Annotated in this window: 13 protein-coding genes and 1 pseudogene; 8 read left to right on the top strand and 6 right to left on the bottom strand. The window is 56.7% G+C overall.

The genetic code is table 11. From position 1 onward, the window contains the following. Nucleotides 1-2,307 (top strand): annotated as a pseudogene (locus tag NDO75_RS25310) (type II restriction endonuclease subunit M); the annotation flags it as partial. 8 nt (nt 2,308-2,315) lie between these two features. Here NDO75_RS25310 and NDO75_RS25315 read toward each other — a convergent pair. The 4 genes from NDO75_RS25315 to NDO75_RS25325 all read right to left on the bottom strand — a co-directional run bounded on the left by NDO75_RS25315 (nt 2,316) and on the right by NDO75_RS25325 (nt 8,262). Further along, nucleotides 2,316-6,122: a helicase-related protein gene (locus NDO75_RS25315; protein WP_310909359.1), complete on the bottom strand. Its 3,807-nt coding sequence runs from the start codon at nt 6,120-6,122 to the stop codon at nt 2,316-2,318. 81 nt (nt 6,123-6,203) lie between these two features. After that, nucleotides 6,204-6,425, bottom strand: a complete 222-nt coding sequence (locus tag NDO75_RS27835; RefSeq protein WP_071401626.1) for a hypothetical protein — start codon at nt 6,423-6,425, stop codon at nt 6,204-6,206. Nucleotides 6,426-6,436: 11 nt separating this feature from the next. Then, nucleotides 6,437-7,216 carry a hypothetical protein gene (locus NDO75_RS25320; RefSeq protein WP_310909360.1) on the bottom strand — a complete coding sequence of 260 codons (780 nt, stop codon included), beginning with the start codon at nt 7,214-7,216 and terminating at the stop codon, nt 6,437-6,439. Between the two features lie 212 nt (nt 7,217-7,428). After that, nucleotides 7,429-8,262 carry a TIR domain-containing protein gene (locus NDO75_RS25325; RefSeq protein ID WP_310909361.1) on the bottom strand — a complete coding sequence of 278 codons (834 nt, stop codon included), beginning with the start codon at nt 8,260-8,262 and terminating at the stop codon, nt 7,429-7,431. 224 nt (nt 8,263-8,486) lie between these two features. On the opposite strand from NDO75_RS25325, the gene NDO75_RS25330 reads away from it, so the two are divergent. Next, nucleotides 8,487-9,515, top strand: coding sequence for an orc1/cdc6 family replication initiation protein (locus tag NDO75_RS25330; protein ID WP_310909362.1), 1,029 nt, complete (start codon nt 8,487-8,489; stop codon nt 9,513-9,515). Nucleotides 9,516-9,533: 18 nt separating this feature from the next. On the opposite strand, the gene NDO75_RS25335 is transcribed toward NDO75_RS25330, so the two are convergent. Then, nucleotides 9,534-10,220, bottom strand: a complete 687-nt coding sequence (locus tag NDO75_RS25335; protein WP_310909363.1) for an SOS response-associated peptidase — start codon at nt 10,218-10,220, stop codon at nt 9,534-9,536. A gap of 325 nt (nt 10,221-10,545) precedes the next feature. Between NDO75_RS25335 and NDO75_RS25340 the strand changes: the two genes are divergently transcribed. From NDO75_RS25340 to NDO75_RS25360, 5 genes are all read left to right on the top strand, one after another. Beyond that, entirely contained in the window at nt 10,546-12,435 is a 1,890-nt protein-coding gene (locus NDO75_RS25340; protein WP_310909364.1) for a DUF262 domain-containing protein, read from the top strand. 279 nt (nt 12,436-12,714) lie between these two features. After that, nucleotides 12,715-13,659, top strand: a complete 945-nt coding sequence (locus NDO75_RS25345) for a hypothetical protein (protein WP_310909365.1) — start codon at nt 12,715-12,717, stop codon at nt 13,657-13,659. A 2-nt stretch (nt 13,660-13,661) separates the two neighbouring features. After that, nucleotides 13,662-13,967, top strand: a complete 306-nt coding sequence (locus tag NDO75_RS25350; RefSeq protein WP_310909366.1) for a hypothetical protein — start codon at nt 13,662-13,664, stop codon at nt 13,965-13,967. A gap of 2 nt (nt 13,968-13,969) precedes the next feature. Beyond that, entirely contained in the window at nt 13,970-16,135 is a 2,166-nt protein-coding gene (locus NDO75_RS25355) for a type B DNA-directed DNA polymerase (RefSeq protein WP_310909367.1), read from the top strand. A 1,176-nt stretch (nt 16,136-17,311) separates the two neighbouring features. Further along, complete coding sequence (locus NDO75_RS25360) at nt 17,312-18,589, top strand: orc1/cdc6 family replication initiation protein (protein ID WP_092635370.1); 1,278 nt, start codon at nt 17,312-17,314, stop codon at nt 18,587-18,589. A gap of 225 nt (nt 18,590-18,814) precedes the next feature. Here the strand turns inward: NDO75_RS25360 and NDO75_RS25365 are convergent, their stop codons facing one another. Then, nucleotides 18,815-19,138, bottom strand: a complete 324-nt coding sequence (locus tag NDO75_RS25365; protein WP_310909368.1) for a hypothetical protein — start codon at nt 19,136-19,138, stop codon at nt 18,815-18,817. Nucleotides 19,139-19,276: 138 nt separating this feature from the next. Between NDO75_RS25365 and NDO75_RS25370 the strand changes: the two genes are divergently transcribed. Continuing rightward, nucleotides 19,277-20,200, top strand: coding sequence for a helix-turn-helix domain-containing protein (locus NDO75_RS25370; protein WP_310909369.1), 924 nt, complete (start codon nt 19,277-19,279; stop codon nt 20,198-20,200). Nucleotides 20,201-20,234: the final 34 nt, after the last annotated feature.

Here is a 20,234-nt window from a genome sequence, read left to right on the forward strand (position 1 = left end):
ATGCAATGCATTGAGTATTTCCAGCGGCTCGAAGCTGAAGGGCAAGGATGGGAGCTAGAATCCAGAACGCGAGAAGAGATAGAGGAAATCGAGTCTGGAAAAGGCTCCTCATCACTGTACGCAAAGCGAACGGCCATACTCAACAATTTGTACGGAGTCGATATCGACGAAGGTGCTGTTGAGATTTGCAAGCTCAGGCTCTGGTTGTCGATGGTCGCTGATATCGAGGATGAACCGAGTGAGGTGGAGCCGCTCCCCAACATCGATTTCAACGTACGACAGGGCAACAGCCTAATTGGTCAACTCGATACGGACATCGAGAGTAACGAAGACGGAGACAGCGATCTCGATTCTTGGGAGGTGAAAACTCGTTTTGAGGACGTGAAAGAGGCCATCAAGAAGCACAAGAAAGCGGAAACCAGTGTTGAAGCTCAAGAATGGCGGAAGGAGGCAGAAGACAGAATAGAGGAACACCGGGACAAATTTGACGAAATCCTTCAGCGAGAATTTCAAGACGCTGGCTTTGACGACATAACGATCGAGGAAATTCGGGAGTGGTCCCCCTTCCACTGGCCGTTGGAGTTCGCCGATGTCTTCGAGAAAGGTGGATTCGACGTGTTCATCGGGAACCCGCCGTGGGACATGCTCTACGCGAATCGCGACGACTTCTTCATTCGCTACGATGAGCAGTTCCGTACCTATCCGTCGGAGGAAAAAGACGGTGTGATGGAAGACCTCCTCTCAAGCCCTGAAGTTGCGTGGGAATGGGAGGACTACAAGGAATCGATGGAAACTCAGGCAGACTTTTTCACGCAGGGAGATGTCTACAAGCTCCAATCTCCGGTGGTGGGCGGTCGGACGATGCCGACAAAGAACGAACTTTCGGCTCTTTTTCTAGAGCGGGTCTTCAGACTCTCCAGAGACGGCGTGAAGGTGAGTCTACTTCTCCCGGGGACTATTTTCGGGGGAGTGATGGGGAAAGACCTTCGAACGCATCTACTGGACCATACAGACATAGAGAACCTCATCGGATTCGAAAATAAGGGGATCTTTGAGCAGATACATCGACAGTACCGATTTGCCATTCTGACATTTGAGTATGGTGGTAAGACCAGTCGACTCCGGGGTATTTTTAATCAACGGAGTATGGACGTTGTCTATAATATCGAGGATGTAGCCGCAGAAATCCCACGTCAAGTGCTTCTCAATTATTCTCCTGAGGGTAGAATTTTCCCCTCGATCACATCACAGGTCGAAGCCGACGTCCTCAGCAAGGTTGTCACTCAACCGCCTCTAGATGAAAATATCGAAGGTGCTTGGTCAGTGGATATGTTGACGAAGGAGTTCGTCGAGTCCACCGATAAAGATCGATTGCAAGATTCCCCTGATAATGCTGATTATCCCGTATACGGGGGAGCGAATATCCACCAATTCGAACACGATAATACCCACACAGAGAGTTTGGACAATCCTCGGTATTGGAGTCGGGGGATGTATGATCCACCGAATAGTGCCCAGTACCGTGTTCGAGAGAAGAAATTCAATCGGGGGAACCTCAAGCGAGCAATCTACGACGCCTTTGGAGGTTCAGAGACGAGCAAGTCCCAAGTTCAATTCGTAGATGAACTACTCGAAGAACACCGTGGTCACGGACTTGAGGAAGAAGATGTCTTGCTTGATTGTACTGAATACCGAATCGGCATTCGAGACGTTTCTCGATCCCGGGACGAGCGGACGATAATAGCGACGGTACTTCCGAAGGATGTCATCTGTCTCCACACCATTAACACGTTCAAGCCGTTCGCTATTGAGCCGGAAGAGGAACACCTCACAGAGTCCCCACTCCGGTCACCCTACGTCCGGCGATTTACGGATCAAGAACTCTTCGTGGCAACGGGGCTCCTGAACAGCATTGCGTTCGATTTCCTGATGCGGACCAAAGTCGAGACGCACATCGTCAAGCGCGAGCTACTGGAATCCCAGCTACCACGCCTCACCGACGGAGATGACTGGTTCCATTATATCGCTGAGCGAGCTGCCCGATTGAACTGTTACGGGGAAGAATTCAAAGAAATGCGTGAGCGACTCGGCGGAATCGAGGCAGCAGTAGAAGATCAAGAACGTAGAGAATTACAGGCTGAAATCGACGCGGCCGCATTCCACGCGTATGGCCTGGAACGTCGTGACGTGAAGTTTGTCCTCGACGACTTCCATCGCGTTGAGAATCCGAAGCTGATGGACGAGATGTACTTCGATCTGGTCTTGGAGAAATATGATTTACTGGATCAGAAGGGGCCCCTACCGTAGCTCCCGAATCACTGTCCGACAACCCCCCAGCATACGAGCTTCGCTTGTACATCACTCTCTCCCATCAGTTTCGTCTGGTATTCAGTAGAGGCTTCGACGTTCTCTTCCAAGAACTCCTCAAGCTGACTGAGGAACTCCCCGGTTGGCCACTCTGGGAAAGAGTTGTACTGCTCGTTCTGGCGAAAGATCTCCCGTAGAATTCGGTCTTCATCCGTGTTCGCCAGCTTTACCTCCTGCAGCCGCTCTTCGATGTCGGTAGCCCATTCTCCTATCGTTTCGAACTCTTCGACAGGAGCCGGCTCATCGGCGTGATTTGGCTGAACGTAGTGAATGATGAAATCGAGGATCGTCTCCTGTTCCTTCGAGAAGGCCTCTCCCTGTTTGAAAGCACCCTCAACTTGGCCTTCTCGAATCACCTCCAGTCGCTCGTCAAGCACTACTTGAATCTCACCACGATTCGATAACACCGTATCTGGATTTCCGGTGATCGGTTCGCCGTCAACTGAAGGGTCAATGTTGAGCGTGCTCACGGGCCGCTCTTTGACCTCGTCGGCGAAGGGTTTGTAGTAGAAAGCACGACGGACGCGACCAAGCGGGGACTCGTGGTCATCATCGTCGAACCAGAGGTGGGCAAGGGCGAACACGCCCGGACGGGGGCCGGCATCGTGGTCAGTTACATTTGTGTAGAGGAATTCCCGTTCTTCGGGCGGGTCATCGAAGAAGTCCTCAGCGTACTCGAAGTCTTCCGCAGTTAGGTCATAATCCTCGTTCAGTTCTCGCTTCAGAAGGTACCGCTCGAACGCAGCGTGTTCATTACTCCCAGCATTGCGGAGGAGCGGATTCTTGCTCGTGTCGTCGAGTTCATTCACGTCGTCAATTTCACGGGACTTCTGGAGAGAGTCCTCAATCTCGTCCACCTGTAATTCCCCGATTGTCTTCTCCGTGTCTACACCTGTCTTTTCGAGAATCTGGTCTTCGTTCGGGTCGAGGATATTGTTCTCCTTTCCGACGATGAGCGCGATATCGTTGATCTTTGCCTGCAGGCGTTTCAGAAGCTTAATCGCCGCCTCGATGTCGCCGTCCGGGTAGAAGTTGTGGACGTGTTTCTCGGCGGTACTCCCGATCCGGTCGACTCGCCCGACACGCTGGACAATCCGCATCGGGTTCCACGGCAGGTCGTAATTGACCACCACATGAACGTCCTGGAGATTAACCCCTTCACTCAGCGTGTCAGTGGCCACTACGTACTGTAGCTCTGAGTCCCCCGACTCAGCGAGCGTTTGCTGGTAGCCTGACGCCTCGGGAGCAAAGCGTTGAATGATGTCCTGTTTATTCTCGTCGCCACCCTTGACGACGGCACTGTTCGCCTCTGTGAGTGGTGAATCCTCGTTGTCACAGAGGGTTCGATAGACGTAGTCTGCAGTTGCCCGATACTGCGTGAAGATGAGCACCTTCTGATCGTGGTTAGTGAGGACATCTGCAAGTCGGTCGATCTTCGGGTCGCGGAACTCGCGGAGTGAAAAGACGGCCTCGTAAAAGTCGCGTGTGGCAGGGTCGACTTCACTCAGGTCACTATTCGGGTAGAGAATCGGATTCATCTCTTCTTCAGGAATATCGGGGAGGACACCAGCGTCGTGGTCAGCGAGCCATTGACGCGTGGAAACCGCATAATCGCTCACATCACCCGCATCACGGGCGACATCACCGATGAACTGCGAGAGGAAATACGAGAGAAGGGTGAGATCCTCCCTGATGTACGTCTTCACCTCGCCGATGGTGGCGTCTGCCAGTTCATCTCCCTCGGTATCAGCTCCGTCTTCCGATTGAATAGCGGTGGTATCGAAGCCGAATTCTTCGAGTGTTTGTTCGAGATCTTCAGCAGCGTCGGCTCCTTCGACAAAGTCACCGAGTTCAGAGTCATCCCCCTCCCGAACAGTTCGGAGCATATCAATGTCTTCGTCCTCGGGAAGTTCACCAAGAAGGCCGAGAAGCTGTCGTTCGCTCTGATGCAGCGTCTCGATCGACTGGACGAACGCGTACGTTGAGGACTCAAGCCGTTTGAGGAGGTTCAGCTTGTAGAGAGCTTTCAGCGTGCTCCCTGCTTTCGGGTTTTTGACTGTGATGTGGGGTAGGTGGAGGGCGTCCATCACGTCGGGAAGCATCCGATATATTGGCTGGTAGGCCGCCGGCAGGGAGTACTGTTGCTTGTTGAGTTTCGGCGGCTTGAAGCTCATCTCGAAGTCTTCGCTGTCCTGTATCTGGTCTTTGACGTGCTTGCGCGTCCGGAGAACCATCACTTCGTTAAGGATATTCGATATTTCAGAGGAGTGTCGCTGGAGCTGCTCGGTGATTTCTTGCTGTTCGTCGTCGCCGACTTCCTCTTTCCCGGCTGCGATGCGTTTTCGCGTCTCCGAGAGCTCGATATATTCGTCGAACGCATCAAAGTCGAGTGACGCCTTGTTCCGAAGTTCCTCCGGGCTGGTGAACAAGCTGATGAGGTTCTTCAGGTCGGTAGCGCTGTTATTGATCGGGGTCGCGGTCAGCATTATCATCGTCTTTCCGCGGAGTTGCCTGAGATTCGCGTGTCGTCGCGTCCCCTTGTAGTCGTCATCGTGGTCCGGGTTCGGTCGCCACTTCCCGTAGTTCCGGAACCGGTGAGCCTCGTCGATAAGCAGGACATCGAACTCATCTTTGAGGTCCTGCACCTCGCCGTAGGAAAGATTCTGGAACTTACTGATACTCATCACATCAAGGTGCGTGCCGTCCACCTCTAACCCGAAGTACGGATTGCCGTCTTTGTCAGTGTCGTTCTGGAGTAGGTCTTCCCACTGATCAGTCAGGTTTGCCGGGACAATGAGGAGACAGTGGTCGCCACGTTGGCGGTAGTCGTGGAGGAGTTCACCTCCAATAAATGATTTTCCCAGGCCGACCGAGTCGGAGACGATGCACCCGTTGAACTGTGAGAGCTTTTCCTTTGCACTCTCGTACCCGAGCTTCTGGAAGTAGTACAGTGGGCTGTCACGGATGTTGACGTTCCCACTCAGTTCGTCATAGGCGAGCAGCTTGTAGAGCTCGAACGGTTCGAGATATGTACCCAGCTCCTCGGATGACGTCTCCTTGTCGGACTCGTCCTCCTGCTGTTCCTTCCAGTCCTGGTACTCCTCGCTGTTCTCGATGATTCGGATGATCTCCTCACTGAACTCCTCGGCGTTGGCCCACTGGTTGTCGTACCACTCCTCGAACGCTTCGGCCTTGTGTCGATCCTGACTCGTGAGGTTCAGTTCGATGTTGTTCTGGTGGCCGCTCTTGGTGAAGTTCGAGGAGCCGACAACGGTAGCGCATGGGCGGGTGTCTTCATCCTCGTCTTGTCCCCAATCGTCGTCGTCTTCGAGTGGTGCTCGAAATGATGCACCCTTTGCGTGGAAGTAACCGTTTTCAGGATTTCGCACACGGACGCTCACCTCGCCTTCGGCGATAAAGTCTCGTAGCCGGTCTAGTCGCCCGATCTGAGCGTTATTCAGCTCCGAGATGCTTTCTCTCACCTCTCTTTTGAGCTCCTCTTTGAGATTCTGCCCCTCACCGATTTCGTCAGCAGTTCCCCTATTCGTCTGACGACCCATCAAGATCCGAAGTGGAGCGTGGCCGAGTTCCTCGGGGTCAGCCAGATTTTCAAGGTCTTCCCGGTAGAGGTCGAATCCTGAGAGATAAAAGTAGCCAGTTGCGATACGGCCTTCCTCGATCTGGGGAATAATCCGCTTGTAAGCGTCTTCTAGTGTTCTATTGGCGTTATCGACAAGCGGAGGAAGCGAGAGCATCGTAATGCCGAGATGTATTCAGTACGCTAACTTAGTGTTTAGTGAACTTAGACTACAGAGGTGGCACCAGACAATAGCCAATCAAACTGGCCGAAGATCCCGCCAGCGGACGTCAACGGTGTCACCATTGGCGATTTCAACCCGGAAAAGATAGCCTTCTCGTTGATCACCAGTCACAGTTCCTGCATCGTCTGAGAGGATCTCAACGATTGTTCCTCGACGTCCATGGAGACGCTCGTGATCTGGATCTGTCACGTCCGGGATATCGATTCGGACCGTGTCTCCAATATCGAATCGTTTCATAGTAGGTGTCATCAGCTCCGAATCCAGAATAGCCCTATCGAACCAGCCATAACGGTCGCACCGGTTATTAGCCCGACTGCCGTCGGAGACGGCAGAGAATAGCCTGCATTCGTGAGCAAAGGAGTTAGAATGAACCCGCCAGCGTATCCTCCGACAGTAAGATATCCAGCGGCAAGGAGACGGACAAACCACTGTTCGACAATCGTATGCGAGCGGTGATCTGGGTCGTCATCAGGTCGGGGCTCAACGATTTCCGGATCGGGCTTTTCCCGCTTGAGGTATCGCCATTCATCAAGATACATTCGGGCAGGAAGGGCAGACTCGATTTGGTTGAGAATAGCATATCGGGCCTTGTTCAGCCGGCGATACGACTGTAAACTCTGATACCAAAAGTAACAGATCAGACTTCCAAATCCAGAGGCGAATAGAACGATTGCAGCACTCGTAGTCGTCAAATTTCCTCGGGCGAGAGCGAAGAGTCCGGCTAGTATCGACGTCAAAATCAAGCCGAAAAATCGGTTCATCTGGACCCGCTGATTCGCAGTCTCGATTGCCACCTCTCCATAGTGGATGTATTGATCCATCAAGCGATCCGTCTCTTCGTCGTTCAGATTCGTTAACGGCCCATTCTCTACGGCATTGGGCTCGGCCGATTCGGCCGGATCTCCCCCAGTAACCTCTTCGGGGTGTTCCGGCTCTGTTTCAGGCGTGTCTTTGTCCTCGGTATTTTCGCCAAGATTTGCATTATTCGGCTCGCTCTCGCCAGAGGTCTCGTCAGTTGATTCAGACATATTCCGCTAAGGTGTCGGCGAATGATGCTTTGCGCCATTCTAAGAATAGGGGACCGTAGAAACAGTTCAGATCCAAACGCTGTTCGGTCGCCATTATGCTTTCTGCGTAGTGCCTGTACTGATTGATGAGCGTCTTATCACGCTCTGGCCGTCTGGGTGAAGATCGTGTACTGCCATCCCTCTGTCTTGGGCCATACTCGTCCGAGGGTAGATCATGCATGCTTCGCGATGGCGTTTACGATAGACTTCTGCCGCCAACCGACAATCTCATCGGCTTCCTCCTTTACCACAGCTGGAAGTCGCTCGTTCCCGTTCGGTCGCACACCGATAATAGGTTTCTCGAAATGGTCTGCCATCTCAATCTCCTCCTCGATCCACTCGCTGTGCGAGACGTACATCCCAGCGACGACGACGACCACATTTGCCTGCCCAACCTGCTGGTAGAGCTGCTGACGAAGATCATTCTTATCTTCAAACTCCATCGGATCGTCCTCTGGGACACTGAAGTTCTGCCAGTCCAGCCGATTTTCATCATCGAGGAACTCCTCAATGCGTTCACGCTGCTCGGAGTATTTCCACGAGTGACTCACAAACACCCGATACGGCCGATCTTCCAGAGGGAGACGCGGCTGCGTCGACGTGCCGGTTTCATCTGTTGTTGAACCAGATGAAACTAGGCCACCAAGTCCTTGAGCGCCCTTGTATGTGAAATAGCCTGCCACGGCGGCAGCGATAATGAGTTCAGGGGCGTCGTGCCAAAGGTAACGAAGTGGATCATCGTGTGGATCATGATCAACTTGTCCACCTTTCCAGTCGGCGTATCCGGCGAGGAGGTCTTTTCCGAGATCGACGACATCGGTGTTTTGTTGGTTTGTGGTTGGAACGGATGTCGTATCGGAGCCTCCAGTAGTGTCCTCGAATAGGCCGGCAAACGGATCGTCTTCCCCGTTTGATTTGATAAGGGCATTCACGTCAAGGCTTCCGGTGGGGCTTTGAACCTCGACGGTCGGCACGTTGGTGACAGGGTCGTTTTCGTTTGGTGTCACACGCGATACATCGCAATTTGGATATTTAAACCCAAGGGGATATTTGCTATTCAGGAAGGTTCGTGTTTCCGCGGATTTCCGAAAAGCCACCACGACAGATTCCTCCCGAATCACCACAAAGAGACCCGGTATTCAACCGATGGCCAATTGGTGAGATTTGCTTTCCGGAAACAACCCGGTCACGTATTTATGGTCTGACGCAGAACCAGTCACTCACTAACACAATGATCCGCGATGCTCGCGTTCTACGCGCCGGGTTCGTCCCTCGAGAAGTTGAGCATCGCGACGCCGAAGTCAACCATCTCTCCAGCGTTCTCGAGCCCATCACGAACGGGGAACCCGCCGACACGGCCATCGTCACTGGACCCAGCGGCGCCGGCAAGACCTGCATCTCGAAATTCGTCACGGAACGACTCCGGGAAGAGGTCCTCGACGTCGAGACGACCTACGTCAACTGCTGGCGCAACTACACCCGGTTCCGCACGCTCTACCAGATCCTCGACGACCTCGGCGCGACCATTGACATCCACCGACAGTCGACGCCGCACGACGAACTTGTCGACCGCCTCCAACAACACGACGGCCCGCGAACCGTCGTCATCCTTGACGAGGTCGACCAATTGGAGGACCCCAGCGTCATCTACGACCTCCACAGCCTCCCGCAGTTCGCAATCATCTGCATCGCGAACAAGGAAGAGGAGCTGTTCAGCCGCGTCGACGACCGCCTCGTGAGCCGCCTGCGCTCCAGCGAGCACGTCCGGATGGACAAGTACCACGACGAGCAGCTGTACGACATTCTGAGTGCGCGGGCGAAGTGGGGCCTCGATGAGGACGTCATCACCGACGACCAGCTCTACCGGATCGCCGACGCGGCCGCCGGCGACGCACGCCTCGCAATCGGCATCCTTCGAACGGCCGCCGGCAAGGCCGATCGCGAGAACCACGAGCGCATCACCGACGACATTCTCCTGGACGCCGCCGAGGATGCTCGGGCCCAAATCAAGCAGAAGAGCCTCGATTCACTCACGCCGCACCAGCGCGTCGTCTACGACATCGTTCGCGAGCACGGCCCGGTCGGGCCAAGCGAGATCCACGAGCGCTATACCGAGGACGTCGAAGACCCACGGACGAAACGGACAATCCGCACGTACCTCTCGAAGATGGAGCAGTACAACCTCCTCGAGGCGGAGGGGACGAGTCGGGATCGAGAGTACTCGCTCGTCGATTCAGCGGCGGCGTCGCCGATGCAGTGACCGTAACCCCGTCAGCTATCAGGAACTGAACTCGTCGAGGCCCGATTGCTCGTGGTCTAGCGGCTCGATGACCTGGGGATCGTCGTTGCCTGGGTTGTTGACCCGCGTCGAAATCTCGTAAGCGTCTAGATCGTCCTTCGGATACGGCTGGCACAGTTCCTTGCGGGTGTCCGGGTCTGCGGCGAGCCAGTCAGATTCCGCGTCCTGCGGGAGGACGACCGGCATCCGGTCGTGGATTGAGTTCATCAGGTCGTTCGGCTCTGTCGTAAGAATCGTGACGCACGAGATCGTCTCGTCGTCACCCTCCCAGACGTCCCAGAGTCCGGCCATCGCGAAGGCAGGGTCGTCTTCGCGGTGAATCCGGTAGGGCTGTTTCGACCCGCCGTTCGGCGATTTCCACTCGTAGAACCCTGACGAGAGAACCAGACAGGGGCGGGATTCCCACGCCCGCTCGAAGACGCGTTTCTCGTCGGCAGTCTCGGAGCGAGCGTTGATGATTCCCTCCTCGGGCTCGTCCGCCCAGAACGGAATCAGCCCCCAGTGGTAGGCATCGATCTCGTCTGGAGTCTCGTTCGTGATGATGTAGAGGTCCTCGCCAGGCGCGATGTTGTATCGGGGTGTATACCCGCCGTCTGCGACGACCTCGGCGTCGAAGCGAGCCTCGAGGTCTGCTTGGTCGATAAAGAGCGAGTTTCGGCCACACATACCAGAGGGTTCGGAGGGAGGCATCTTCAACGTGGTCGCACAGGACTTCGTGGCACCGACGTACATAACCAACATACGCCCCGTCATTCATAGAGTGGTGGTTAACGGAGGCAGTACTAGACAAGTCTGATTCTGGAAACTTCACGGAACCGGACGCACGATCCCAAAAATTCGGCGACTAACTCACCCACACCGTAACTCAGCAGCTCAGCCAGGCCTTCGAATTGATCCGGGGCAGAATATACCCGGAATTCGATGGGCGACGACAGAGTATAAATACTCATCTTCCGTTCTGGTGACCATGTCCAGATAGGTCTCGGATTATTTGTCTGAAATAAACGACCATATCTTTCTTCCCGGCCTCCAGCGGGAGTTTGTCTGGAATCCCAGGCAGATTGAGGAACTGTTCGATTCATTGATTCGAGACTATCCAATCGGAGCCATAACTAAATGGAGAGTTCGAGCGGCCAATATTAGCGACTACAACTCGTATAATTTTCTGCGGATGTATGTCGCTGATGACTATCGGCCACCGGATCCAGTTTTGGCAGAATACGACCTCTATAATCAGGAAGTTGAAGACAAAGAACCGGAGATTCTGATCATAGACGGCCAGCAGCGGCTGAACTCACTCTATATCGGGGTCGAGGGCGGAATTACCGTATACAATGGCGGACGAGGGAAGCCCAGTGATCAGCTCCAGTACTGGGAAGGCCAGCGGCTGTGCGTTGACCTATTCGGCCACCCAGAGTACGATCACGACGATACAGCAGGCGACTACGAGTTTGAGTTCAAATCGACAGGGAAGTTTGGAGGAACGGACGATACCGGTTATTCCATGACTGGCGACACGCGACACCTGTGGATGCCGGTCGGGGAGTTATGGAACGGAGGCGACGACGGGGGCTCCGGGAACTCCACGGTGCTTGAGGGAAGAGCACTTAGCGAAGTCGTCGATGAATACGTGGACACCGCCGAATTGAGGGCGGACAACGAAACCCGCTACCAGCTGCGCAGTATTTCGATGGCCGTCGCGAGAGACATTACGAGCAACGTTCTACAGGACGATCTCGAAACAGACAGTACGAACAAGGATAGGTCCGAAATTCCCGAGATATTCACGAGGCTGAACATGGAGGGCTCTGATCCGAAGCCCTACCAGCTCCTCCTCTCAAAACTAATGAGTTATTGGCCGTACGCGGAAGAGGAGGGCGAGCGAATCAATCCTAGGGAGGTCATCCAAGATTGGATTGACGAATTTAAACAGAAGTTCCCTGAGTATGAGCAAGAAATCGACCGGAAGCTGTTTCTCCGATATACAGCATACTTAGTCGGAACAGACCTCCTCCGAAGCAATCTTAGTAGTATCGATGAAGATAGAATGGACGAGATGCGCGAGCGGTGGCTGTATAATGAGCCTGTCGTCGCCGGACGGCGATTCGAGTGGTTCCGGTCATCGCTCGAGAAGGCTTTCCAGACAGTAATTGAGAGCGGGATTCGGAGCTCGGTTATGAACACGATGCCCATTTTCGCACTACTTGGCGTGTTCTATTACCAGAATCCGGACGCTGAGGTCTCCGACGCGAACCGCGAGAGTGTTTTCCAGTTCGTCGCAAGAGCCCTCTTGCTGAACAAATACTACCAGGTTCTGACCTACGGCAAGTGCCGCAATTGGATGCGATACCTTCGCGAATGGGAACCAGAACCCAACGAGCCCATCGTTTTCCCAGGAGAGGAGCTATTTGAATCGGAGAACATCAGCCCATCTGCTGAAGATATCCGTCGAGTCGTAGCCAACGCTCGTTACGAGAGCAGCCCAGGAGAGCCTGTATTTACCGACACAGATGTCACGGCAGTACTCGGCCTCATTGAGGAATCATATACGCAATCGGCGTCCACCAGTATTGGCGACTACTCGGTTGACCACATCTACCCGAAAAGCAGGGCAGAATCCGTATCTGAATCTATAGGAGAGACTGTTGATCTTAATCGAATCGGGAATCTACAGCTGTTGCCACACGAGATGAACGAAGAAATCAAAAGCGACCAGTGGCCCCACGGCTGGTTGGACGACCTCGGCAACGCCGAGTCTGAGCGTATCCAACGTGTAAATCAGTATCCCGATATCGAGCCCACCCCGGAGAACGCACAGGCGTTTATCCAGGCTCGCGAAGAGCGGATTACCGACTACTTGATTGACAAATACGTGAAGTGAAGAGAGAACTGCACGTCGCAGTCCTATAGAATTTTCACAGAAATTAAACTGAGACAACGGGCTACTGAGCTCCTCACGTATTAACCAACAGACCAAGGGAGTATGCATCCAATTGTTGGTTAACGAAGGAGGCGTCTCATATCGGAATTGTTCTCGGAAGTGTCCATTCTAACACGAAAACACGCAAACAGCGACGCCACTTGTTGTATTCAGATCGGTTCCCTGAAACGCGGAAGTGACACGCCGCGGCTTATCGGAAAGGTGGGCATCTAGTTGAGTATGCCTAATCACTCTACATCGACATCGAACCGGTTGTCGATCGACCAGCCGACACGGGGCGCTGACCGCAATCGGTCCCTCGCTGACCAGGCCGATCCGGCTACGGACGAGATGCTGTTACCGCAGCTCGACGACGGCATCACGCTGCTCGACGTCGAGGGTGGCCGCGGCGTCCCGATCCTGCAGTCGCTCGTGCTCGACCATCTCCTCCTGCACGACGGGCCCGCCTTCTGGGTCGACGCAAATGGTCACGCGACAACGACGACACTCGCCCAGATCGCGCCCAGTCAACGGTTGCTCAACCGAATCCACGTCGCACGCGGATTTACCGCGTACCAGCACTACGGCGCCGTCTGTGATCTCCCGACGGCAGTGAACAAGTCGATCCAAATGTCCACCACCGATGCCGGGGCGGCCGGTCGACGGGCACCAAGTCGCGACGAGGACACGTCGCCCCATACCCCCGCCCTCATCGTCGCGCCGGCCGTCGACGCCCAGTACCGCGCCGACGATACCCTTGGCGAGACTCACGCGAAAACCCTCCAGGCCCGAACCCTTGCCCGGTTAGCGACCTACGCCGAGGGGTACGACATCCCGATACTCGTTACGCGAAACGAACGAAACGAATTCACCGAGCCGGTCGCGACGGTCGCCGACCACCATCTGGAGTGCGAGCAAACTCGGATGGGGCCACGGGTCGTCGGCGAGGACTTCGAGACGCTCGTCTATCCCGTCGACGACGGGGCGTACTACCAGACGACGTTCGCGTACTGGCGGCAGCTGCTCGCGGCACGCGCCACGCAGGTCGGCGTGGAACCGACGACGCCAGCGCCGTCGACTCCGGAGGGTGTCGGGACGGGCGTCACAGCTGACGGTGAGACGGTGGCGGCAACCGCGGACCCCTTGCTCGATGCGTGGACGGCGACCGGGACAGGAGGCCGATAGCGATGGGGCGCACGAACCCGACGTACCGAGATGCGCTGCGGGCCATCGAAGAGCGCTGGGCGGAGTTCCGCCGGGCACTGCGGCGTCGCAACCAGCCACGGTTCGACCGGCTGTTCGAGTACGCCCGCGAGCACGCCGACGCGAGCGGGCTGTTGAACCACCAGAACCCGCTGCTACCGGCGCTGTTCAGCATCGATCTCGAACAGGAGGGCCGCCTCGACGACCACGAGGAACGCCTCGAGAAACTAGAAGCCGCGGTCGCAACAGGCGATGACCAGGAGGGCGCTCCACCGGACGCGAACCCGTGACGATGCCGTTCAGTATCGACTTTCTGGACGACGGCCGCGTCCTGGAGTGGGAGGCAACCGCCGACGGCGCCGTCGCAACCGAGCGCGATGACTACACTCCACGCTTCTACGTCGCCGCTCGCGACCCGGCGTCCGACCTCGACCTCACGACGCTCCAGTCCGTGTACGACCAGCACCCGGATGTCGTCGCGGCCGAGTTGGTTGCGCAACGACCGGGCTTTCGACGAGACGAGGAGGCCGTACTCGCGGTCGACGTCGCCCACATCGACCGCGTCACCCCACTCGCCCGGCAGGCACGCCAGTTGTCGGACTATCCAATCGGGGATCTCGCCTGTTTCAACGTCGACTTCTCGCGAGAGTTCCGGTACTGTCTGGAGACCGGCGCCGATCCGACGCCGGCGAGCGAGCTGTCGACGCTTCGGCTCAGCGTCCCAGTGACCGAAACGAGCAACGACGTCTATGGGGAACTGTCTGTCGCCGGCGACACCGTCACCGGCTCGCCGACGGATATCCTGACCGCCGTCCAGGGGGCGCTCGAAGCACACGATCCGGACGTCCTGGTCTGCTCGACGAGCGAGATCGTCCCGACCCTGTACGAGATGGCGACGGACGCCGGCGTCGACGACTTCTCGCTGAGTCGGTGGCCGGACGTCGATTATCAGCAGCTCGCGAGCCGGTCGACGTACTCGAGCTACGGCCGCGTCGGTCACTCCCCGGCGCGGTACAACGTGCCCGGCCGGGCGATCATCGACCAGTCGAACACGTTCTTCTACGGGGAGACGAACCTCGACGGTATCCTCGACCTCGTGTCGCGCTCGAAAAAGCCCGTCCAGGAGCTCGCGTGGGCGTCGATCGGGAACGTGCTCACCGCGATCCAGATCTGCGAGGCCCACGACCGCGGTGTCCTCGTGCCGTGGAACTCCTGGCGCCACGAGTTCTACAAGCCGATGGGGACGCTCCACGACGCCGACCGCGGCGGCTTCATCTTCGTCCCCGAGGTCGGGCTCCACGAGAACGTCCACGAACTCGACTTCTCCTCGTTGTACCCGAACATCATCTGTACCAGAAACGTCTCACCGGACGTCATCCGGTGTGACTGCCACAGCGACCGCGACGACGTCCCCGGCCTCGGGTACTCGATCTGCGACGACCGGGGCTACCTCGTCGACGTGCTGCAGCCGATCATCGACGCTCGCGACGAGATCAAGGCAGCCATCCGTCGCGAGAAGGAACGGGACGACCCCAACGAGGACCGCTTGGCGGAACTCGAGGGGCGGTCGGGAGCGCTGAAGTGGATCCTCGTCGCCTGCTTCGGCTATCAGGGGTTCAGCAACGCCAAATTCGGCCGCATCGAGTGCCACGAGGCAATCAACGCGTTCGCTCGCGAGATTCTGCTGATGGCGAAACAGCGGCTGGAAGCCGGCGGCTGGCGCGTCGTCCACGGCATCGTCGACTCCATCTGGGTGACTCCGGACCCCGACGTCGACGACGAGGACCGCGAGGACCTCCAGACGCTCGCGACGGAGATCACGGAACGCGTCGAGATTCGGCTCGAACACGAGGCCCACTACGACTGGGTGGCGTTCGTGCCACAGCGCGAGAGCGACGCCGGCGCGCTGACCAAGTACTTCGGGAAGGTCGCCGGCGACGACGACTTCAACGTCAGAGGTATCGAAGCCCGGCAGCGTTCGACCCCGCCGTTCATCGAGGACGTCCAGCGGGACTGTCTCGAACGGCTTGATGCGACTCGATCTCCGGACACCGTACTCGACTGTCTTCAGGACGCAATCAAGCGCCTCCACGCTGGAACAGTGCCGGTCGAGCAGCTCGTCGAACGGAATCGTGTCTCCAAGCCGCTGGAGGGATACACGCAGAACACACAGAACGTGGCGGCGCTGAAGCGGGCTCGAGAGCAGGACCTCGCCATCCACCCGGGACAGGACATCGAGTACGTAGTTGTCGACGACGAGAAGAGTTCGCGAGAGCGGGTCGCATTGGCTCACGAAGAGGTAGAGTCGTACGATGCGTCGTACTACGAGACGCAACTCGTCAGAGCTGTCGAGAGTGTGCTGTCACCGCTCGGCTGGGATCGGACGGAGATTCAACGCGAGATCGCGGAAACTCGGGAAACGGACTTGGCCGCCTTCACCGAGATTAAGAGTGGTTAACCAACACCATCGAGGTATCGAGAGATTTGTTGGTTAATACTGAGTGGAGACACGGAAGGGACTGGATATCGCCCACACACCCCTCGTCCAGAGTGAAAACCAATCAGAGGTGTGGGGTGAGGTCCACGGGAAACGAGGGTTCTCGTGGCAGAAGATGAGGAAGAATCACGGGAAGACTGCCTGAGACGGGAGAACACGGAAGAACTGGAATAGCAAACACGAGCAGCGGTTCGAAACCACCCGGACGAATGCCGCCTTCGTCCTCTTACTCGTGCTGAATGCACTTGGGGAGTGGTAGGAGGCAGGTAGTAATAAAACCTCTAGATAATTCTAAGGGAATTGGTATGTTTGGAGGAGATTCGACTGTGTGACGACTGCTGTTCGAGGGATACTCGTCTCACGTCTTGTGATTTCGGCACTTCCCAGCCGACTCGTCGTGTGGTTTCCGCCGGGTCAACCGGGGGACTCTCATAGCGTTTCACTCTGGACGAGGGGTGTGTGGGTTCGATTCCGTCGCCAGTGTATTATGAGACGTTGAAGGAACAATCGTCATCCTGACTATTCGCCAACCAGCTAAGCGGCATCAAAGCCGAAATCGGGATTGGTATCTCCCGATCTCCCTCGTCAACCGTAATCAAGACACAATCCCGACAGTTCCGACTGGTCCCTGCTTTGCTTCGGCTGGAGATCTGGCCTGCGTCTTCACTCTTGATTGGGGGTGCCGACAAACGCCCGTCACCGTCACTCGAGGTTCACACTCCACTCCAGCTCGTCACACCGGCGCTTTCACTCTGGACGAGGGGTGTCTGCCGTGCGTCAGACGCCCAATGCTGTTGTGTCCTCTCATAGAAATGATTGATTACCCGGCTCGGGAGATACACTCTGGACGGGGGGTGTTGCCTCAACCAAGTACTCTGCTCACCGGGTGGAGGGCTATTCACTCTTGACCAGGGGTGTGTCAAACCCGCTCCAGTCCGGCGTTTTCACTCTGGATTGGGGGTGTCGGTCTGCGTCGGTAACTCTCGCTCCGAATCCGATTTCACTCGGGACCGGCTCGATCCTTTGTGAGGATGATACGGCGGCGATAAAACATCAGAAGACGACCATAGCCCGATTTACACTCTGGTCGAGGTAGCCAAATCATTAAGTAGGTCCCATCCGCGATATCTGATATTGATGGCTGAGGAACCATCCCAACTCTCTGACTTCGACGGCCGCTACGAGGATCCCGCTGACGATCCCCTCTTCGACTTTGATGAAGACGACCCCGACCGAGCCAACATTTTCGCTCGCAAGGAGCTGCTGAAGGTTGGCCACGTCCCTGAAAGCGGACGTATCGTCGGCCGAGATGGCGAGATCAAGGCCGTGGCTGCTGAACTCAGGCCAATCGTTCGTGGCGATCCACCCAACAACGTGATTATTTACGGCAAAACGGGAACCGGGAAGTCACTAGTTGCCCGTCACGTCACCGAACGAGCCCGGCGAGCCGCGGAGTCGAACGGTGTGTCCGTCGGCACGGTCTACGTCGACTGCGCGCAGCATAACACACAGACACGCGTCGCGAGGACGGTGACTCGTTCACTCAACGAAACGGACGAGACTGACTTCGATATTCCACGCGCAGGGATTGGCAGCGGTGAATACTACGACTATCTCTGGGAGATTCTGGATACTGCCTACGAGTCAGTCATCATCATTCTCGACGAGGTGGACCGACTCGATGACGATGATATTCTTATGCAGCTCTCGCGGGCTCGCGAATCGGGGAAAGCAGATTGCCACCTGGGCGTCATCGCAGTCAGCAACAAGATCGAGTATCGCGACCAGCTGAACGAACGCGTCAAGTCCAGTCTTCGCGAGGAAGAGTTCGTCTTCCAGCCCTACGATGCGAATCAGCTGCGCGAGATTATGAAGCACCGACGGGACGCGTTCCACGATGGCGTTCTCTCGGATGATGTGATCCCGCTGACCGCGGCACTAGCCGCGCAAGAACACGGTGACGCCAGAAAGGCAATCGAAATTCTTCGTCACGCCGGCGAACTGGCCGAACGAGAAAACGTCGAGACGGTCGTCGAGGAACACGTTCGCGATGCTCAGGAGTGGGCTGAAATCGATCGGTTCGAGGAGCTTCTCCGTGGATCGACGACCCAGGTCAAATTCATCCTCTATTCTCTCGCGCTGCTCACCGAAGAGAATCCGAACGAGGATGGATTCTCGACCAACCGGATTTATGAACGGTATCAGGCGACGACAGAGAAGGCTGACGCGAAGACTCTCAGCGAGCACCGCGTCTATGAGCTGTTGAAAGAGCAGGCGTTCCTCGGTGTCGTTGAATCAACTCGGACCGGTGGTGGCCGAGGTGAAGGCAGTTATCTCGAGCACCGGCTGGTTCAGGATACCGGCATCGTGCTGAAATCTGTCCTCCGGGACAGCCGGCTGGAAGACCTGGCCTAGCTCCCGTTTCGGTCGCTGACCACACCCCTGATCACGAGTGTATCTCTCGACACGTCGGAAACGTAGAGTGGGTATCTTTCCCCCCAACTTTACCCGACCGGGCGGACTTGACCCATTCACACTGAGGGGTATTCGATGGAGTGATGCCATTCACACTCTGGGGAGTGTCATCTGCTACGCACCTAATTGCGCTGATCCAAACAACCAGCTACGGTTCAATCCCCTCTATTCGTCGGGACTGACGGGACCTTTATACTGAGAACGGACCTTCTCTCCTTCTCGCCACTGCCAGTAGTAGTAGCGATTGTCGTTGATCTCCTTGATCGTGATCGTCGCTTTGGCAGGAACGTCATCCGGGAGATCGTCTGGTCGCTCTTCGACCTCTTCTTGATCTGCCGACTCCTCGAGACGGGCCTCTCGTTCCTTGTACTCGGCGAGCGCCTCAGCGTACGTCGCAACGTCTCGGAGCTGTTCCGGGTCCGACTCGTTGAGCGTGTTGACGATCTCCGTCGGGAGGTTCGCTGGTGGGGTCGGGGGTTCGTAGGACATCGGCTATTCTCGTGTTAACCAACACGGCCCACGAATCCATAGTTTTGTTGGTTAAGACGATGGAGACGGTTCTCGCGATTGCTGGCTGTAACACTACTCGAAACTTCTTTTTATAGAAGTTTCGTACTATGTTACACCGTGCTCCGGCGCATCGAACTCGAGGTCCTCGCCACGGTTGACCGCGGCGACACGATCTCCGAGCTCGCGACGAAGCTCGACCACAGCGAGAGCTACCTCTCCCGTGCCGTCGCCGACCTCGTCGAGAAAGGGCTCGTCTACACGGAACGCGACGGTCGCCGAAAACGAGTCGTCCCGTCTGATGCTCGCGCCGTCGAACTCTACCAGGACCTCGTCCGCCAGCACTCCCACATCGACTTCCCCGAACTGCTGACCGGCAAGGCACTCGAGGTGCTGTACTACCTCAACCAGCCGCGAACTGTCTCCGAGATTGCCGACCAGAGCGACAACTACCGCAACACGGTCAACCGGGTCCTCAAGCGGTTTCGCGACCGGGGTCTCGCCGGGACCGTCGACGGCCACTACGAGTTCAACGCCGACTTCGACCGCCTCCACGAGTTCGCCCGTGAACTCGCACACCATCTGCATCGCCAGCGCCTCGAAGCCGTTGCCCCGAAGGGTACGATTCTTTGGGAGGACTACGACGAATTCCTCGCCCAGACCGAGACGGAGATCGACGCGGAGGCGTTCCATGAGACCGGCCTCGCTCGGTTCGCAGCCTTCGACCTCCAGTTCCTGCTTACCGGCCATCGCTACTACGTATACTCCGAGGAACTTGACGAAGTCTCGCCGGCGGAGCTCTGCTGTCACACGCTGCTGATCGACGACGGCAGCCGCCACCGCTCGTACTGTCTCCTCCTGCTCAGCCACGTCGACGTCGACGAGGCGGACCTCCGAGAGCGGGCGGCGAAGTATGGCCTCGAAGACGAGATCGACGCCTTGCTCCGCTACCTCGAGACGCACGGCGAGGTCGACGACGACCGGCTCCCGGAGTGGGACGATTTCCGGGAGCTGGCGGCTGACTACGAGGGGCGACTATCCTGAGACCGAACATCGTCACCAGCCGTGCCGTCTGCCA

The sequence above is a fragment of the Natrinema sp. 1APR25-10V2 genome, assembly GCF_031626495.1.
Taxonomy (GTDB): domain Archaea; phylum Halobacteriota; class Halobacteria; order Halobacteriales; family Natrialbaceae; genus Natrinema.